Genomic DNA, 16,866 nt, shown 5'->3' on the forward strand with positions numbered 1-16,866 from the left:
ATCGACCCCTCCTGCGGCGGCAACCCCATCGAACTCAACCAAAACAACCTGACAACCCTGTTCAAATCCGCATTGTAATCAGCGGATTGCTGTGTAAACAGAGACACTGGCCCGCCACTCGGGCCGGTTTTTTTGCGCGAGAGGTTCAGCCGTGACTCTTTTTGTCATCGTCATCATTCTGGCGGCGGCTGTGCTGCACGCGGTGTGGAACGCAATCGTCAAAACGGCGGCGGACCGGACGACCACATTGGGTCTGGTGGCACTAGGCCACGTCATTCCTGCGGCTGTCATGGTGATGGTGCTGCCGCTGCCAAATACCGAAAGCTTCGTTTACATCCTGCTCTCGACCGTTGTGCATTTCGGGTACTACTTCATGCTGGGCAAAGCCTATCAGCATGGCGATCTGAGTGTCGTCTATCCGATTGCCCGTGGCATCGTGCCCGCGCTGGTGTCGCTTTGGGCGATGCTTCTGGTGGGAGAGGTGTTGCCCTTTCAGGCGTGGATCGGGATCGCGCTGATTGCACTTGGGATACAGTTAAGTAGCTGGAGCGCGTTGCGTTCAGGTGTGGGGCGCAGTGCTTTAGGGTTTGCCGTTGGTACTGGCTTTTGCATCTCGGTTTATTCAGTGGTCGACGGGATCGGGGTTCGGTTGTCGGGCAATACGCTCAGTTACTGGGCGTGGGGGGCGTTTCTGCATCTGTTCATTGCCGGCTTCGTTGGTGTTCGAAAGCGCAAAACCTTGACCGAATTGCCCGCCAAAGTATGGATGATTGGTATTCTGGGCGGGTTGGTATCGATGACCGCGTATGGGCTGGTTCTCTATGCCAAGAATTTTGCCCCGCTGGGCGCGGTTTCGGCGCTGCGGGAAACCTCGGTCATCTTCGCGGCGCTGATCGGGTTCATCTTCCTGAAAGAGGGTAACTGGATGCGGCGGCTGGGGGCCGCAGTTCTGATGGCGGTAGGTGTTGCCCTGATCGGGATGGCTGTTTAACGAAGCGCCTTGGAACATAGTCTTGCTGTTTGCGCTCTCAACCTCACATATTGAATTTGAGTGAGGAGGGAGCGTTTTCATGACGAAAGAGATTGTTCTGATTCACGGGGCCTTTGCGGGGCCGTGGTGTATGCAGGATTACGCTGGGTTTTTCCGCGACCGGGGCTGGATCGTGCACACCCCCGCGCTACGTTACCACGGTGGAGACCCAAAGGCCAAGCCCGATCCGGGCCTGACCGATACCAGCGTGGCGGACTATGCCGAAGACATCGCCGGGTTCGTGCAAGGACTGGACAGCAAACCGGTCATTCTGGGGCATGCCATAGCGGGTGTCGTGGCGCAGCAGGTGGCCTCACGCGGGTTGGCCAGTGCCATCGTTCTGATCAACCCGAACGCGCCGTGGGGCACGCTGCCTGAAACTGACGATGAACGCACCATCCCGCGCGCGCTGATGGAGGGCGGGGCGTTCTGGAAACAGCCGATGCGGGTCGAGTTCGATTTGATGGCTCCCTTCGCGCTCAACAAAATGCCCGAGGCGCAGCAGCATGAGGTGTTCGACCAGCTTGGTGCCGAAAGCGGGCGGGTGATGTTCGAGATGTTCTTCTGGATGTTCGACGATCACCAAGCGATGAAGGTGGATATCGACAAGGTCGACTGCCCGGTACTGGTCGTCTCAGGCACCGAGGATCGGGCGGTGAACCCCAACACCTGCCGGGCGCTGGCCAAGCTGTACGGAGACCGCGCGACCTTCATGCCCGTCGAAGACCACGCGCATTTCCTGTTCATGGAGCCCGGCTGGGAAAAACCCGCCGGACAGATCGCGGACTGGCTGGACAGACAGGTGGGCTAGGGTGCCCACCCTGACCGTTCAGTTGTTGGTCGAGAAGGTGCTCTGCGGTTTCCATTTGAGGGTGCCGTCGCTTTCGCGATGACAGCGCAGCAGGCGCTCTTGGATCGTACTGACCGTCTCGGTGACAGTGTTGTCGCCGGTCAACAAGACAAAGGCATCCTGCGAGTAAGCCATGCCCTTGTAATAGCAGAACCGACTTTCCGCGCCGTCCGGAATGGGTGATGCGAGGCTGAGCGTCTGCTGCGCCGCGCCTTGCGTGGCCAGCAGCGCGAAAGCTACTCCGAGTGTCAGTGTTTTCATGTCGTCCTCCCGTTCGAAATCTGTTGTTGGTCTCATTGGGTCTTGGACGCTCGGAACCTCAAATGTCGTTCTTGAATGACGGTTTGAGGGTAAGTGTGAACGAGATCAACGGGTTAGGCAAGGGGCGTGTTTGTGTGCCGCTGGTGGGGACGTTCTGCGCTGTCCACCCAATGCTTGATGCAAGGCATCGAGCACACGCCCGACAGACTTCCATGCGCGCGCTTGAGTATCGCGATCTGACAGACCAGAAGTTTGCGCCCGTGCAATACCGCGTTGCTTCTGAGCACCAATTTTTTTGGGGTGGGGTTGATTATTATATAATAGCTTATTATATAACAACCGGGCGCCCAAGAATGCGCTCTTTTAGAAACCAGTAGGAAAAACGAATGGAGAAAAACATGAATGAGATGAACTGCCCAATAGGAGTTCCAGCGAGGAGGCTATGATGTCCTCTCTGTTAATTGGAACATTTCAAGTCGACGTAATGAACGCAGTACAGGAGCTAGGAGATAAAGCTTACGGAATGCGTATCAGAGATCAAATATCAGAAAGACTGAAGCGAGATAATATCCACATGCCGCAGATTTATGCTGCGCTGTCTCGTCTAGTCAAACTGGGTTTGCTGACATCCGACTTGGACAAAAAACAATCTGTAGGCCAAAGAGGCCGAACCCGTCGCGTATATAAATTGAGCGCGGATGGCCTGCAGGTTTTAAGTGACGGTGTTCGGGACTCTCGCGGCGCGAGAAGTAAGGAGCTTTTCATTTATGAAAGGCAAGACGAGGCCCCGCCGGCCTAACAGGTGGACGATGCGGTTGGTCTCAGCCGTAACGTTTCTAAAAGACGACCGGATCGAGCGACTGTTGGACTTTCGACAGGAGTATCGTGAAAAGTTGAAGTATAGTCGAAAGATCGCGGACAGTTACGCACGGGCATACGCTCTAAGGACGCTGTTTTACGCATCATGGGAGGCAGTGATCGGATTGGCTATCGCAGGGAAGCAAATTATCTTCGGGTGACGAGCTTCATTTGCGCAAAACGGGGCAAGTTTAACAGCTTGCCCCGCTTTTCTCAAACATCCAACTCCTCCACAAACCGCGCATTCTCCTGAATGTACTGAAACCGCAGTTCGGGTTTTTTGCCCATCAGGCGCTCGACCAAATCGCCGGTCTCGCCGGGTTCGTCCTCGTCTATGGTGACGCGGATCAGTTTGCGGGAAGTCGGGTCCATCGTCGTCTCTTTCAGGTCCTTGGCGTCCATTTCGCCCAGACCCTTGAAGCGCGAGACGTCGATCTTGCCCTTGCCGCCCAGACCCTTCTCAAGCCATTCATCGCGTTCCGCCTCGTCCAGACAATAGACGCGCTTGGCGCCTTGGGTCAGGCGGTAGAGGGGCGGGCAGGCCAGGTACAGGTGGCCCGCGTCGATCATCGGGCGCATCTGGGTGAAGAAGAACGTCATTAGCAAGGACGCGATATGCGCCCCGTCCACGTCCGCGTCAGTCATGATGATGATCTTGTCATAACGCAGATCGTCGACGTTGAACTTGGTGCCAAGCCCCACGCCCAGCGCCTGCGTCAGGTCGTTGATCTCGGCATTGGTGCCCAGTTTCGAACTGGCCGCGCCCAGCACGTTCAGAATCTTACCACGCAGGGGCAGTAGGGCCTGCGTTTTACGGTCACGCCCCATTTTGGCCGAACCCCCCGCCGAGTCGCCCTCGACGATGAATAATTCCGTGCCATCGCGTGTTGAACTAGAGCAGTCCACCAACTTGCCGGGAAGACGAAGTTTCTTAGTGGCGGACTTGCGTTGTGTTTCCTTCTCGGCCCGTCGGCGCAGGCGTTCCTCAGCCCGCAGGATGAGGAAGTCCAGAATCGCGCCGGCGGATTTCGTGTCCGCGGCCAGCCAGTTGTCGAAATGGTCGCGGACCGAATTCTCGACCAGCCGCTGTGCCTCGACTGTGGCAAGGCGGTCCTTGGTCTGGCCGACGAATTCCGGTTCACTGATGAAACACGACACCAGCGCGCAGCCACCGGTGATCAGATCGTCGCGGGTGATCTGACCGGCCTTTTTGTTGTTGATCAGCTCCCCGTAGGCCTTGATACCTTTGAGGACCGCCGCCCAGAATCCAGCCACATGTGTGCCGCCTTCGGGGGTAGGGACGGTGTTACAGTAGGACTGGATGAACCCGTCACGCGAGGGTGTCCAGTTGATCGCCCATTCAACCTTGCCGGGGGTTCCGAATTTTTCCCTGAAGTCCACGGTTCCGGCAAAGGGCTGCTCGGCATAGGTCGAGGAGCCATTCATCGTTTCTTTCAGGTAATCCGACAGGCCGCCGGGGAAGTGAAAGCTGGCCTCGGTCGGGGTCTCGCCGTCGTCGATGGCGGATTTCCAGCGAATCTCGACGCCCGAGAACAGGTAAGCTTTGGATCGGATGGACTTGAACAGTCGCGCCGGTTTGAACCGGTGGTGGCCGAAGATTTCCTCATCCGCATGGAAGGTCACAGTGGTGCCGCGCCGGTTCGGCGCCGCGCCGACCTTTTCGACCGGACCCAGAGGGATGCCGCGCGAGAAGCGCTGCTCAAACAGAGTTTTATCGCGAGCCACCTGCACGACCATCGAATCCGACAGCGCATTGACCACAGACGCACCCACACCGTGCAGACCACCGGAAGTCTGGTACGCCTTGCCTGAGAACTTGCCGCCTGCGTGCAAGGTGCAGAGGATGACCTCCAGCGCCGATTTGTCGGGGAATTTTGGATGCGGATCGATCGGGATGCCGCGCCCGTTGTCGCGCACTGTCAGGGCGAAATCGGCGTGCAGTTCCACCTCGATCCGGTTGGCGTGGCCAGCGACGGCCTCGTCCATCGAGTTGTCGAGGATTTCGGCGACCATATGGTGCAAAGCGCGCTCATCCGTGCCGCCGATATACATGCCGGGGCGTTTTCGGACTGGTTCCAGACCTTCAAGCACCTCGATGGATGAGGCGTCGTAGGTGGTAGTGGCGCTAGGCGTCAACAGATCGTCGGGCATGGGTGCTGCTCTTGTTTTTGGGTTGGGTCCCATTATGGCAGGTGATGTGGTCCGGGGAAAGAGGGGCCCGAGGTGTTGTGGGCGATTGATGGGTTTGCAGGTCAGAATGAAGAGGCTCCGCCAAGCTTTCCAATGGGCGGAGCCGTCGTTTCAAATGAGGTTATTGTGGTTTTTCAGCCGTTAAGCGAACGCCACCGATCCGCCGCTGCTGAACATCGCTTACAAATTTCGCGTACATCTTCAGAAACTCGTCACCTTTGGAGGGATTACCGGCGCGTTCGGCCTCGGCGTCCAGGATTTCATACATTTTCAACCGCCGCGCCAGGATATCTCCCCAGGCCTCGGTTACGTCGTCTGTAATGACAACGTCAAACCCGGCTTTTCCGAGCTGGGTTTCGTATTCGGGGATGCTCAGCATGGACTGACACGCAAAGCGCTGCCGATACTGTTCCTGTTCGTCGTCGGGCAGAGGGGTGTGCATCACCCAGTCGGTGAAGGAAAAGCGGGTGCCGGGGCGGAGAACGCGCAGAACCTCATGCAGAGCCTTTGGTTTATCCGGGATATGCAAAAAGGACTCCTGGCTGACCGCCGCGTCAAACTGTGCGTCTTCGAACGGGAGGTTCATCGCACTGGCCAAAATCGGGCGCACCTGATCCTGCATTCCCACAAGGATATCCAGTTTCTTTGCCCCTTCAACGCGATTGGGGCTGATATCGATGCCGGTCACCTGAACGCCCCGTTCCGTTGCAAACCATCGCGCAGGTCCGCACAGGCCGGCACATACATCGATCACGCTATCGCCGGGCTTCATCCGGGTGTTGTCAGCCAGCCGGGCGTTTGCGTCCAAGCCGTCATAATGATCCTGGTCAAAAGGGTAGAGCTCTTGTGGTTCGACATCATCCAGAGATCCGCGGCTGTTTTTCAGTTTTGTCAGAATATGCGGTGCAGAAATCGGGTGGTTGGCGTACCACTCCGCGACGGTTTTTTCCGTCATTTCCATTGGATACCTCATTCTTTGTGTTTGAGAAGCTTACCCGGTCAGATTGGACCAATCCAGTTTCATCTCGAAGATCAGCGGGATCGATACTAGGGTTCGTACGACTCGCAATAAAACCACGGGGACAACATGAGCTGGATAAAAACTGTTCCGTTCGAGCAAGCCACCGGCAAACTGCGGAAGCTATATGAACGGGTCACGGGCCCCGGCAATAACGTGGACAACATCATGATGGCGCATTCGCTTCGGCCGCATTCGATGGAAGGCCACATGGTGCTGTACAAGAACGTCCTGCATCATTCGGCCAACACCGTTCCAAAGTGGTTTCTTGAAGTGCTTGGCGTTTGGGTCAGTTCGCTTAACCATTGCAACTATTGCGTTGAGCATCATTTCAGCGGATTGCAGCGCTTGTTGGGCGACCCGGATCGGGGCACTGCGATTCGCGCAGCGATCGAGGCTCGGGCGCCTGAAACCGCGCCGCTGGATGCAGCTCAGATCGCAGCGATGCTCTATGCGCGCAAACTGACCGAAGCCCCGGCGGATTTGGTTTCCGAAGATATCGGAGCCCTTCGTGAGGAGGGATGGGATGATGGCGAGATACTCGAGATCAATCAGGTCTGTGCGTATTTTTCCTATGCAAACAGAACGGTTCTTGGATTGGGATGTTCTACCGAAGGCGACGTTCTGGGCCTGTCCCCAAACAATTCGGACGATCCGGCGGATTGGGGCCACAAGTAGGCGTTAATCCCACCATCCAATTCAGAATGCCCTCTGCATAGGCCTTGGGTCGTGGGCGATATAACAGGTGATTGGCGCAGGGAAGTTCAGCGGGCGTCGGGGCGGGTGCGAACGCCCCTAATTCTGCCGTCGACCCCGGCGACAGTGCGTTGTCTTCGGGAGAAACAGCAATTCAGGCAGCCCCAATCCGCACGGAATGAAGAGCTGCCCGTTCAGGCCGATGAATGCTGTGTCCATGGTCCGGCCCGAGTACCAGATCGCTCACCTGCAGCCTTTTTTGCTGTTTCTTGTGGTCTCAAATTGACCCCAATCAAAGCGCAAAATCGGGTCTTCTGCTAGCCATTGCCCTGGACAGTGAAACAAGGAGCATGTGAATGGAAGCTGCGGCGCAAATCGAACAAAATCAAATACCTGTTAAAGTCGTCCCGACACCAATATCCGAACCATTACAGCCGAGCCCCGAGAAAATCCGTCAGGCCTTTGAGAGCGGTAAATACCCTTATGGTCGCAAGATGGCCCGCCGGGACTATGAAACGCAGAAGGCCAAGTTGCAGGCAGAGCTGCTAAAGGTCCAATTGTGGGCACAAGAGACCGGCCAGCGGTTCGTTCTGTTATTCGAAGGACGCGACGCGGCTGGCAAGGGCGGCACGATCAAGCGGTTCATGGAGCATCTCAACCCCCGGCAAGCGCGCGTCGTGGCGCTGAACAAACCGACTTGGGAAGAAAAAGGCCAGTGGTATTACCAGCGCTATGTTCAGGAGTTGCCGACCGTCGGTGAAATGGTTTTCTACGACCGCTCTTGGTACAATCGCGCGGGCGTTGAACGTGTCATGGGCTTTTGTTCGCCCAATGAATACCTTGAGTTCATGCGGCAGACACCTGATCTGGAGCGGATGTTGGTACGCTCTGGCATCCAGCTTTACAAATATTGGTTCTCTGTCACGCAATCTGAGCAGCAGCGCCGGTTTAAAAGCCGCGCAACCGATCCGCTGAAACAGTGGAAGCTGTCACCCATCGACAAGGCAAGCTTGGATAAATGGGACGACTACACTGAAGCGAAAGAGGCGATGTTCTTCTATACGGATACAGCAGACGCGCCTTGGACCATCGTCAAGTCCAACGACAAGAAGCGTGCGCGTCTGAATTGCATGCGCCATTTCCTGTCGACGCTGGACTATCCGGACAAGGATCTCGACATTGTCGGGGAACCTGATCCTCTGATCGTCGGGCAGGCGCATCACGTAATCCACAGGTCCGAGCATATTCTGGGCAACACACTGCATCCCGAGGCACGTTGATCTTCGCTGTTCTGGACCGGGGGCGGGTTTCCGGCTCCGGCAATTCAGTCTCAATCTGAAATTTCATCGATCTGCACTTGTCCCGGCCTTTGGCCGGGCATAAGGCTGATGCGATGAATAAAGTGATGACATATCGCGCCCATTTCCGGGCCATTGCTGTGCTAGGCCTGCCGCTGATCGGCGGTCATCTGGCGCAGTTTGCCATTGGTCTGACAGACACGATCATGCTGGGCTGGTACGGGGTGGAGGCGCTGGCCGCAGTGACACTGGCCAGCAGCTTTTACTTTGTGCTGTTCCTGTTCGGGGGCGGCTTTGGTCTGGCAGTCATGCCGATGGTTGCGACAGCCGCCGCCGAAGAAGACGAAACCAGCATCCGCCGCTCGACCCGTATGGGGCTGTGGCTGTCGCTGCTATATGCGATGCTAGTGATACCTTTGCTTTGGTGGTCTCTCCCGATCCTGATCGCGACAAAGCAGGACCCGCAAGTCGCCGAAACTGCGTCGGAATACCTTCGGATTGCAGGGTGGGGATTGTTCCCGGCGCTGGTGGTCATGGTGCTGAAATCCTATCTTGCGGCGTTGGAGCGAACGCAGATCGTTCTGTGGATCACTGTCGCCGCAGCGGTGGTCAATGGGCTGACCAACTATGCGCTGATCTTTGGCAATTGGGGCGCACCGGAACTGGGCGTGATGGGGGCGGCCATCGCGTCGGTGGTAACGCAGATGGTATCGCTGGTCGCTGTCGTGATCTATGCCGTGCGCGTTTTGCCAGAGCACAACCTGTTCCAACGGTTCTGGCGCCCGGATTGGGAGATGTTGTTCAGCGTCCTGCGATTGGGGATTCCCATAGGATTGACCTTGCTCGCCGAGGTTTCATTATTTGCCATGTCGGCTTTCATGATGGGGTGGATCGGACAGGTTTCGCTTGCCGCCCATGGTATTGCGCTGAACCTGGCCTCGGCCACCTTCATGGTTCATCTGGGGCTTTCAAACGCGGCCACAATCCGCGCCGGGAACGCCCTGGGCCGAAAAGACCGACCGCATCTTGAAAAAGGTGCAATCGCGGTGACGGGGATGTCTCTGATCGTATCTGTCATGACGGTCACCCTATTCCTGACCTGCGCCGAGCCGCTGATTTCCACATTTGTAGAGCCCGATGACCCTCAACGTCCTGAGATTCTGGCAATCGGTACCGGCCTGCTGGCCATGGCGGCCCTGTTCCAGCTGGTGGACGGTGCGCAGGTGATCGCGTTGGGCCTGCTACGTGGGTTGCAGGATGCCAAAGTTCCGATGGTGATGGCCGGGCTCAGCTATTGGGTCGTGGGGATTCCAGCCTCATATTTCTTTGGCTTCGTACAGAACATGGGCGGGATCGGTATCTGGCTGGGCCTTGTACTAGGCCTTGCCTGCGCGGCGGTCTTGTTGATGTCGCGGTTCTGGTTGCGCTCGGTCCGCGCCATAGGAGTGCCGGCTGAATAACGCAGCCTGTCAACCCTTGCTCAGCCGGTCCGCCTTTTTGCGCACCAGAACGGTGCGCAGATCATGCATCGCCATTAACAGGCGGTCGGTGACGTCCTCAAGCTGTTCCTCCGTCGCCTTGGACTGTGCCCATTGCGTGGTCAGGTTCAGGTTATCCACGGCGCGGTGAATGTCGTCGATGTCGCGTTGCGCCAACAGAGCTTTGCGCTCTTTCATCCAACGCGCGATTTCGGCCTGGTCCGCCTCGGACAAAGTGCGCTGCCCTTGCGGCTTCACCTCTCCGTTGCGGATGTTTATCACGGCAATCTGATCCATCTCGATCCGGCGCTGACGGTTTTCGGTGTCGATCCTGAAAACCGCGGCACCGTTCTCGCGGACACGGAAATAGTATTCTGGCAGCTCTGCGGTCATGGGAGGCCTCCGGTCAGGTCAACGACGCGCAAAAGCGCTGGATGCGGGTGCAGGCCTCGGTCAACGCCTCGTCTGAGGTTGCGTAGCTGACCCGGAAATTCGGCGACAGGCCAAAGGCTGCACCGAATACAACGGCCACGTCGGCCTCTTCCAGCAGAGCGGTGGCAAAAGCCTCATCCGTATCGATCACAGTTCCCGCGGGCGTGGTCTTTCCGATCAGCCCCGCGATGGACGGATAAACATAGAACGCACCCTCAGGCGTCGGGCAGGTGATACCGTCGATTTCATTCAGCATCCGGACAACCAGATCGCGGCGGCGTTTGAAGGTCTCGTTGTTCGGGGCCAGAAACGCCTGCGTGCCATTCAGTGCCTCGACCGCTGCCCATTGGCTGATCGAGCAGGGGTTCGAGGTTGATTGTGACTGGATCTTGCGCATCGCGGCAATAACCTCGACCGGACCGGCCGCGTATCCAATGCGCCAACCGGTCATGGCATAGGCCTTGGAGACACCATTGCAGGTGAGCGTCCGGTCATAGAGGCCGGACTCAACCTCAGCCGGTGTGCAGAACTCAAAACCGTCATAGGCCAGGTGTTCATACATATCGTCTGACATGATCCAGACATGAGGGTGGCGCATCAATACGTCTGTCAGCGCCTTCAGTTCAGCGCGGCTGTAACCGGCACCTGTTGGGTTGGACGGAGAGTTGAAGATGAACCACTTCGTCTTCGGGGTGATCGCGGCCTCAAGCTGCTCAGCGGACAGTTTGAAGTTGTTTTCCAGGCTGGTCTCGACAACGACGGGAGTGCCACCGGCCAACAGCACCATATCGGGATAGCTGACCCAGTAAGGCGCGGGGATGATGACCTCATCGCCTGCGTTCATCGTTGCCATCAGTGCGTTGTAAAGTGTTTGTTTGCCGCCGGTCCCGACCGAGATCTGCGCGGGTGCATAGTCCAGCCCGTGATCACGCTTCATTTTCGCGCAGGCGGCCTGTTTCAGTTCGGGGATGCCATCGGGCGCAGTGTACTTGGTCTTGCCAGCGGCAATAGCTGCGACAGCTGCATCCTTGATATTCTGCGGCGTGTCGAAGTCGGGCTCACCTGCGCTAAGGCCAATTACGTTCCGTCCGGCGGCTTTCAACTCGGCTGCTTTGGCCGTCATTGCGATCGTTGGCGAAGGTTTTACGCGTGACAGTGTCGCAGACAGGAAACTCATAGGCGGCCTCGGTTTGAATGTTCAACCTGTCTGTCATAGGGTGCGCCCGAATGACGATCAAGCGATATGAATTATGGAATTGGAGAGCCCGATGACTGACGAATACGACTGGTATGGACCGGACGCGGCAACATTCGGGGATCGGCTGGCAGGTGCGCGCGAAGCGGCGGGTATGACACAATCACAGATGGCACGGCGGCTTGGGGTCAAAAAGGCAACTATAGCGGCGTGGGAGAACGACCTGTCCGAGCCGCGTGCGAACCGCCTGTCGATGATGGCGGGCATGGTCAACGTGTCGATCATGTGGCTGCTGACCGGCGAAGGCGAGGGTATGGATGCCCCCCAGGAAATCGAAGAGGGCGCGCCCGAGTTGGCAGATGTCGTGGCCGAGTTGCGCTCGATCCGCGGTGAAATGCGGGCCAGCGCCGAACGCGCGGCGCGACTGGAAAAAAGGCTGCGTCTGATGCTGGAGGAGGCGCAGTGACCGAAGCCCGGGACATCAGGATCAAGCGACTGAAAATGCGGTCTATGCGGCGGGGGATCAAGGAAATGGACCTGATCCTTTCCGCCTATGCCGAGAGGAACCTGGCAGCCATGAATCCTGTCAGGCTGGATACTTACGAAGCACTGCTGCACGAGAATGACCAGGACCTCTACCAGTGGGTGACAGGGCAGGTTCCGGCACCCGAGAGTTTTGCGACCCTCATCTCTGATATCGCGCAGACCTTTCAAAAATAAAAGAAAGACCCGCTTAACTGATTTTTCGGGATTTCGATTCATGCTGCCTGAAACAGCGCGACTGAATCGGAGGATCGGATGAGTATGGAAATGCAGGTCTCCGCGCCGGAAACCAGGGGTTTCATGACCAGCTATCTTGAGGCGCTTGCTTTGGTGGAGCGGCTGCACCGCCTGCTGCTGGATGTCATCAAGGATGAGTTTGAACGCGTAGGCGTGCTGGAAATCAACGCCGTGCAGGCCTTGTTACTCTTTAATATCGGTGATCATGAGGTAACCGCTGGTGAGTTGAAAAGCCGTGGGTATTACCAGGGCAGCAATGTCAGCTACAACCTCAAGAAACTGGTCGAAATGGGCTATATGCATCACCAACGATGCGAGATTGACCGGCGCTCGGTCCGGGTGCGGCTGACGCCGCGCGGACGGGAAGTCCGCGATACTGTGGCCGAGCTGTTTTCGCGCCATGCAAAAGGGCTGCAGACTCGCGGCGTGTTGGGGCTGGAAGGTATCGAAGACATCACTACGTCACTGCGCCGGGTCGAACGGTACTGGACCGACCAGATCCGCTATATCTATTGACCTTGTACGCACAAATTCGCCGTTGTCGGACAACGCCAGCCCCTCCAGTTCACGGATCAGTTTCCGGGTCATGGCCTCTTCATAGGCTTCAAAGCCCAGAGCGACCTCGACAAAGGCATTGGGGCCTAGGATGACCCATGCGTTGAAATAGGCAGACAGTTCGCCGACCTGCACGTACTGCCTGTCGCCAAGATTGGAGCCGTCCGTTCCAATGACCAGCCCGTTGATGGTGATGCCCGATGACTGCAAGGTGCTTTTGACCTGACGCGGGTGCGGTCCCAGATTGTGCTTTCCGTCCCCAGAAAGATCCAGCGTACGTTTCCAGCACCTGGGTTGTTGCGACAGCAACTCCTCTCCAAACAACATCGCAGATCCGACTGCGGTACCCCGCGGGGCGCTGCTGCGCTCTGTCTGGTTCAGCAGCGAGCTTATGTCTTCGAGATCGCGCGCAGATCGTAATTCGGCCCAGTTCAGCAACAGGCGCTGATGGCCGGTCTCGCTCCATTCGTAGACAGCCAGACGGACTGGTGTTGTTGTGTCTGCCAGGATCAGCTCTGCCACCTCGGGCCGTCGCAATGCCGCCGCCAAACCATCAAGCTGCAATCGGTATTCTCTGCTGTCGACAGAACCAGACACATCCAGTCCCAAAGCCAGAGCCTGCCTGCATTCAGATGCGGCCGAACTGGCGACCAGGCATAAGATGGCTGCGAAAGCGCGTATCACTTCTGCCCGGCGTCCCCTAGCGCACCGATTTGCAGGCCCTTCAATTCGCGCTCCAGCTTGCGGCGCATGGCGCGTTCGAAATCCTCGAACCCCTGTGCTATTTCCAGAAAGGCACCGGGGCCGTGCAGGACGATGTTTTTGAAGAATGGGATCAGATACAATTCGCCTTCGAAATCGGCAGCGTTGATGACCAAACCGTTGACCACCGTGTTTTCAAAGGGAAAGTGCCGGTAGGCTGAATCCGGGCCATACCCATCGTTGTTTGACCCATCCCCCGAAAGGTCGATGGTCTGGAACAAACAACGTGGTGCCTGCTGCATCAATGTCGCTCCGAATGCCAGCGCGTAGCCCATCGCTGTGGCCGAACCACTGTCGGACCGGACGGATTGCTGTACTGTCGAGGCCGCCAGCAGCAGATCAGCCTCGGTATTGATCATCGTCCAGTTCAGAATAACGCGCTGAGTTGTGCGACCGCTCCATTCATACACGGCCAGAGCAACCGGCATGGGGGACGAGAAGAACGCCTCGGTCACCTCCGGCGACACCAGGGCCGCCGCCAGCCCCTGTCGCTGCAGGGCGTCTTCGGTCGCGTCTACTGAGGTCGAGATGTCCATAGCCAAAGCCAAGGCCAGGCGGCAGGTTTCCGCCCGAAGGGGGCTGGCCAGCATGGCTAGCCCCAACGCTATCAGCCAGCGGATCACCAGTGGCCGGTGCTTGCCATGCTGGCCCAGGGTTCGGCGGGCTCCAGCGCGTCCCCGTTCTGCAGCAACTCAACCGAGATATTGTCGGGCGAGCGAACAAACGCCATGCGTCCATCGCGGGGCGGGCGGTTGATCACCACGCCATTGTCCTGCAGGTGCCGGCACGTTTCGTAGATATCGTCGACGCCATAAGCGAGATGCCCAAAATGCCGGCTGTCGCCGGGCAATTCGTCGTCACCATCCCAGTTATAGGTCAGCTCGATTGGCCGATCCTCCTGTCCCGGGGGCGCCATGAAGATCAGGGAAAATCTGCCAGCCTCGCTGTCGTACCGGCGCGTTTCCTTCAGGCCCAACAACTTATAAAACGCCATCGACCTCTCCAGATCCTTCACGCGGACCATTGTGTGAAGATATGTCAGCCCCATTGCGGCTTCCTTTCTAATCAGGTGATGCGCTGCAGCTTAGCGCGCGGACAATGCGTGTCGAGGGGCAGGGCGGACACAATTTGGAATTTGCGATGCTGGGTGCACATGTCGCGGTTCCGGTCATGGAATTGGCGAGATATAGTGGTAGGCGACTCATTGCTGGAAAGGAACTTTCATGCCGCTGTCCTCTGACCAACTGGCCGAGATCGAAGAGCAAAGGGCGCAATCGCATCCAACACGCCGCGTTGTGGCTGCGGGAATGGAAGATCATCTGTACACGGCACATCAGGTGCTGGACCACGGCTTTGTGCGCGTGATCGACTATATGGGCGACGACGCGGCGATCTGTCAGGCGGCGCGGGTGTCGTACGGCAAAGGCACTAAGTCGGTGCAGAACGATGAGGGCCTGATCCGTTATCTGATGCGCCACTGGCATTCGACTCCGTTCGAGATGTGCGAGATCAAGTTGCACGTCAAACTTCCGGTTTTTGTGGCCCGACAGTGGATCAGGCACCGCACGGCGAACGTGAACGAGTATTCGGCGCGCTATTCCATTCTGGACCGCGAATTCTACATTCCTGCGCCTGACAACGTTGCCGCCCAGTCCGAGGTGAACAATCAGGGCAGAGGCGATGCCCTCCAAGGTGAAGAGGCTGCCCGCGTATTGGATATCCTCAAGGCGGACAGCGCCCGCTGCTACGACAATTATGAGTCGATGATCAGCCAGGACAACCAGCAGGGGCTGGCGCGTGAACTGGCGCGGATGAACCTGCCTGCGAATATCTATACGCAGTGGTACTGGAAGGTAGATCTGCACAACCTGTTCCACTTCCTCCGTCTGCGCGCCGACCCGCACGCCCAGTACGAAATCCGGGTTTATGCGGATACCATGTGCAAGATTGTCGCCGATTGGGTGCCCTTCGCCTATAGGGCGTTCGAAGATTACCGCCTTGGCGCGGTAAATCTGTCGGCTCAAATGGTCGACAGCTTGCGCAGAATGTTGGCGGGCGAGGCGGTCACGCAGGAAAACTCGGGCATGACTGCACGGGAGTGGCGCGAGTTCGAGGCCGTCATTCGCAATGGCTGATCACGCACGCCGTGCTTCATTGCGATGGGAAAAAACCAGTAGGCTCGCGCCAAAATTAATCCGGCGCGAGGGTAAGGTTTCCAACCTTTGAAAAATGGTCAACGGCCGGAAATTGGCCGTTGGCCTGTTTTGGTAACCCGCAGAATGCGGGGCGTTTTACAGTGGCTTCAAATCAGACGCCATTTGGCGGCCGTCACGTCCGTCTTCCAACTCATACGAGACTTTCTGATTGTCAGCGAGCCCGGTCAGACCGGACCGTTCAACGGCCGAGATGTGAACAAAAACGTCCTTGCCGCCCTCGTCAGGGGCAATAAACCCATAGCCTTTAGTGGTATTAAACCATTTCACGGTGCCAGTTGGCATTTCCCGTGTCTCCTTCTACTTGCGCGTTGTCCCACATAATTTGTGGGGGCAGTCGTTGACGACACCGCAAAACATCACTGCATCGCCCACACGATACGGCCCGAATTGCGTGTTTCGTCTTTTTCAACATTGCACGGTAAAGTAAAAAATCAAGAATTACCGGAAGAAGCGGGCAATTTTGCCGAAATTTGAAACAGATTCAGGAGCCACCCCAAAATGCGCCTTTATGGCTTGAAAACCTGTGATTCTTGCCGCAAGGCCTTGAAATCACTGCCAGATGCTGAGTTCGTCGATGTCCGATCCCAGGGCGTGCCAGAATCCGTGATGACAATGGCGTTGGAAACGTTCGGCGAGGCTTTGCTCAATACTCGCTCGACAACCTGGCGTGGATTGGGCGAAGAACAGCGCGCGCGACCCGCTCTGGAATTGCTCAAGGATCATCCGACTTTGATGAAACGGCCTCTGATCGATCAAGACGGCACGCTGTTTCTGGGCTGGAGCCCGAAAATGCAGGCGGGTCTTGGCGTTACCTGAACGGGTACTTATCTGGAATGGCGCAAGTAAGAGGTTTGTGAATGCGTAACGCAGCTATGATTCTGGGTGTTATCGCCGGTCTGATCGGAATGATTGTTGGCTTTTTTGGCTACGGCTATATCGAATTGATCGACCGCTACGGTGAGATTGAAGGTCTGGCAGAGCAGGTGGACAACGCGCAGATCATCCAGATTGCGTCCATCATTGCGCCCTTGCTGGCCATAGCCGGTGGAGCAATGGCCCATGCGCGCGCGTTGGTTGGTGGGGTACTGTTGCTGATTTCAGCGGCGGGGATGTACTACGCTTTCGGGTTCAACGTGTTCACCATGTTCCCGGTGGCCTTTGCCGGCGTAGCGGGTATCCTTGGGCTGGTCGCAGGTAAACCGGACGAGCCCAAGGCGCATTTTTAG

21 protein-coding genes are annotated in these 16,866 nt (G+C 57.3%); 12 read left to right on the top strand and 9 right to left on the bottom strand.

Annotation, left to right across the window (positions count from 1 at the left end; translation table 11 throughout):
• Positions 1 to 151 precede the first annotated feature (151 nt).
• Complete coding sequence (locus GOX66_RS17980; RefSeq protein WP_170764184.1) at positions 152 to 991, top strand: EamA family transporter; 840 nt, start codon at positions 152 to 154, stop codon at positions 989 to 991.
• A 79-nt stretch (positions 992 to 1,070) separates the two neighbouring features.
• On the top strand, positions 1,071 to 1,841 hold the full coding sequence (locus tag GOX66_RS17985) for an alpha/beta hydrolase (RefSeq protein WP_170764186.1): 771 nt from the start codon (positions 1,071 to 1,073) through the stop codon (positions 1,839 to 1,841).
• A gap of 18 nt (positions 1,842 to 1,859) precedes the next feature.
• On the opposite strand, the gene GOX66_RS17990 is transcribed toward GOX66_RS17985, so the two are convergent.
• The gene (locus GOX66_RS17990; RefSeq protein WP_170764188.1) at positions 1,860 to 2,141 is read right to left on the bottom strand and encodes a hypothetical protein; all 282 of its coding nucleotides are present in this window, start codon (positions 2,139 to 2,141) and stop codon (positions 1,860 to 1,862) included.
• Between the two features lie 523 nt (positions 2,142 to 2,664).
• Between GOX66_RS17990 and GOX66_RS26325 the strand changes: the two genes are divergently transcribed.
• Positions 2,665 to 2,940, top strand: coding sequence for a helix-turn-helix transcriptional regulator (locus GOX66_RS26325; RefSeq protein ID WP_419555567.1), 276 nt, complete (start codon positions 2,665 to 2,667; stop codon positions 2,938 to 2,940).
• 272 nt (positions 2,941 to 3,212) lie between these two features.
• Here GOX66_RS26325 and parE read toward each other — a convergent pair whose 3' ends face one another.
• Positions 3,213 to 5,171: a DNA topoisomerase IV subunit B gene (gene parE, locus GOX66_RS18000; protein ID WP_170764192.1), complete on the bottom strand. Its 1,959-nt coding sequence runs from the start codon at positions 5,169 to 5,171 to the stop codon at positions 3,213 to 3,215.
• Positions 5,172 to 5,331: 160 nt separating this feature from the next.
• On the bottom strand, positions 5,332 to 6,171 hold the full coding sequence (locus tag GOX66_RS18005) for a class I SAM-dependent methyltransferase (protein ID WP_170764194.1): 840 nt from the start codon (positions 6,169 to 6,171) through the stop codon (positions 5,332 to 5,334).
• 126 nt (positions 6,172 to 6,297) lie between these two features.
• Between GOX66_RS18005 and GOX66_RS18010 the strand changes: the two genes are divergently transcribed.
• From GOX66_RS18010 to GOX66_RS18020, 3 genes are all read left to right on the top strand, one after another.
• Complete coding sequence (locus GOX66_RS18010; protein ID WP_170764197.1) at positions 6,298 to 6,906, top strand: carboxymuconolactone decarboxylase family protein; 609 nt, start codon at positions 6,298 to 6,300, stop codon at positions 6,904 to 6,906.
• A 374-nt stretch (positions 6,907 to 7,280) separates the two neighbouring features.
• Entirely contained in the window at positions 7,281 to 8,204 is a 924-nt protein-coding gene (gene ppk2, locus GOX66_RS18015) for a polyphosphate kinase 2 (RefSeq protein WP_237212664.1), read from the top strand.
• Between the two features lie 113 nt (positions 8,205 to 8,317).
• Complete coding sequence (locus GOX66_RS18020; protein WP_237212665.1) at positions 8,318 to 9,682, top strand: MATE family efflux transporter; 1,365 nt, start codon at positions 8,318 to 8,320, stop codon at positions 9,680 to 9,682.
• 9 nt (positions 9,683 to 9,691) lie between these two features.
• On the opposite strand, the gene GOX66_RS18025 is transcribed toward GOX66_RS18020, so the two are convergent.
• Both GOX66_RS18025 and GOX66_RS18030 read right to left on the bottom strand, forming a co-directional pair.
• A complete protein-coding gene (locus tag GOX66_RS18025) occupies positions 9,692 to 10,093 on the bottom strand; it encodes a hypothetical protein (protein WP_170764199.1) in 402 nt (133 codons plus the stop codon).
• Between the two features lie 13 nt (positions 10,094 to 10,106).
• A complete protein-coding gene (locus tag GOX66_RS18030; protein ID WP_170764201.1) occupies positions 10,107 to 11,309 on the bottom strand; it encodes a pyridoxal phosphate-dependent aminotransferase in 1,203 nt (400 codons plus the stop codon).
• Between the two features lie 91 nt (positions 11,310 to 11,400).
• Between GOX66_RS18030 and GOX66_RS18035 the strand changes: the two genes are divergently transcribed.
• The 3 genes from GOX66_RS18035 to GOX66_RS18045 all read left to right on the top strand — a co-directional run bounded on the left by GOX66_RS18035 (position 11,401) and on the right by GOX66_RS18045 (position 12,623).
• Positions 11,401 to 11,793, top strand: a complete 393-nt coding sequence (locus GOX66_RS18035) for a helix-turn-helix domain-containing protein (RefSeq protein ID WP_170764203.1) — start codon at positions 11,401 to 11,403, stop codon at positions 11,791 to 11,793.
• Entirely contained in the window at positions 11,790 to 12,047 is a 258-nt protein-coding gene (locus GOX66_RS18040) for a succinate dehydrogenase assembly factor 2 (protein ID WP_336509501.1), read from the top strand. The genes GOX66_RS18035 and GOX66_RS18040 overlap by 4 nt, the downstream gene beginning before the upstream one ends.
• A 78-nt stretch (positions 12,048 to 12,125) precedes the next feature.
• Complete coding sequence (locus GOX66_RS18045) at positions 12,126 to 12,623, top strand: MarR family winged helix-turn-helix transcriptional regulator (RefSeq protein ID WP_419555565.1); 498 nt, start codon at positions 12,126 to 12,128, stop codon at positions 12,621 to 12,623.
• On the opposite strand, the gene GOX66_RS18050 is transcribed toward GOX66_RS18045, so the two are convergent.
• The 3 genes from GOX66_RS18050 to GOX66_RS18060 are packed head-to-tail and all read right to left on the bottom strand — an operon-like array spanning position 12,570 to position 14,472.
• Positions 12,570 to 13,346, bottom strand: a complete 777-nt coding sequence (locus GOX66_RS18050; protein WP_170764205.1) for a DUF1194 domain-containing protein — start codon at positions 13,344 to 13,346, stop codon at positions 12,570 to 12,572. The genes GOX66_RS18045 and GOX66_RS18050 overlap by 54 nt on opposite strands.
• Positions 13,343 to 14,014 (bottom strand): DUF1194 domain-containing protein, encoded by a 672-nt coding sequence (locus tag GOX66_RS18055; protein WP_170764207.1) that lies wholly within the window; start codon positions 14,012 to 14,014, stop codon positions 13,343 to 13,345. The genes GOX66_RS18050 and GOX66_RS18055 overlap by 4 nt, the downstream gene beginning before the upstream one ends.
• Positions 14,015 to 14,043: 29 nt before the next feature.
• Complete coding sequence (locus GOX66_RS18060) at positions 14,044 to 14,472, bottom strand: VOC family protein (RefSeq protein ID WP_170764209.1); 429 nt, start codon at positions 14,470 to 14,472, stop codon at positions 14,044 to 14,046.
• A 175-nt stretch (positions 14,473 to 14,647) separates the two neighbouring features.
• On the opposite strand from GOX66_RS18060, the gene thyX reads away from it, so the two are divergent.
• Positions 14,648 to 15,559: an FAD-dependent thymidylate synthase gene (thyX, locus tag GOX66_RS18065; RefSeq protein ID WP_170764211.1), complete on the top strand. Its 912-nt coding sequence runs from the start codon at positions 14,648 to 14,650 to the stop codon at positions 15,557 to 15,559.
• Positions 15,560 to 15,715: 156 nt separating this feature from the next.
• On the opposite strand, the gene GOX66_RS18070 is transcribed toward thyX, so the two are convergent.
• Complete coding sequence (locus GOX66_RS18070; RefSeq protein ID WP_010439113.1) at positions 15,716 to 15,922, bottom strand: cold-shock protein; 207 nt, start codon at positions 15,920 to 15,922, stop codon at positions 15,716 to 15,718.
• A 216-nt stretch (positions 15,923 to 16,138) separates the two neighbouring features.
• Here GOX66_RS18070 and GOX66_RS18075 point away from each other — a divergent pair, with 216 nt between their 5' ends.
• Both GOX66_RS18075 and GOX66_RS18080 read left to right on the top strand, forming a co-directional pair.
• Positions 16,139 to 16,456: an ArsC/Spx/MgsR family protein gene (locus GOX66_RS18075; protein WP_170764213.1), complete on the top strand. Its 318-nt coding sequence runs from the start codon at positions 16,139 to 16,141 to the stop codon at positions 16,454 to 16,456.
• Between the two features lie 41 nt (positions 16,457 to 16,497).
• On the top strand, positions 16,498 to 16,866 hold the full coding sequence (locus GOX66_RS18080) for a hypothetical protein (protein WP_170764215.1): 369 nt from the start codon (positions 16,498 to 16,500) through the stop codon (positions 16,864 to 16,866).

It is taken from the genome of Ruegeria lacuscaerulensis, assembly GCF_013031245.1.
Lineage (GTDB): Bacteria > Pseudomonadota > Alphaproteobacteria > Rhodobacterales > Rhodobacteraceae > Ruegeria > Ruegeria lacuscaerulensis_C.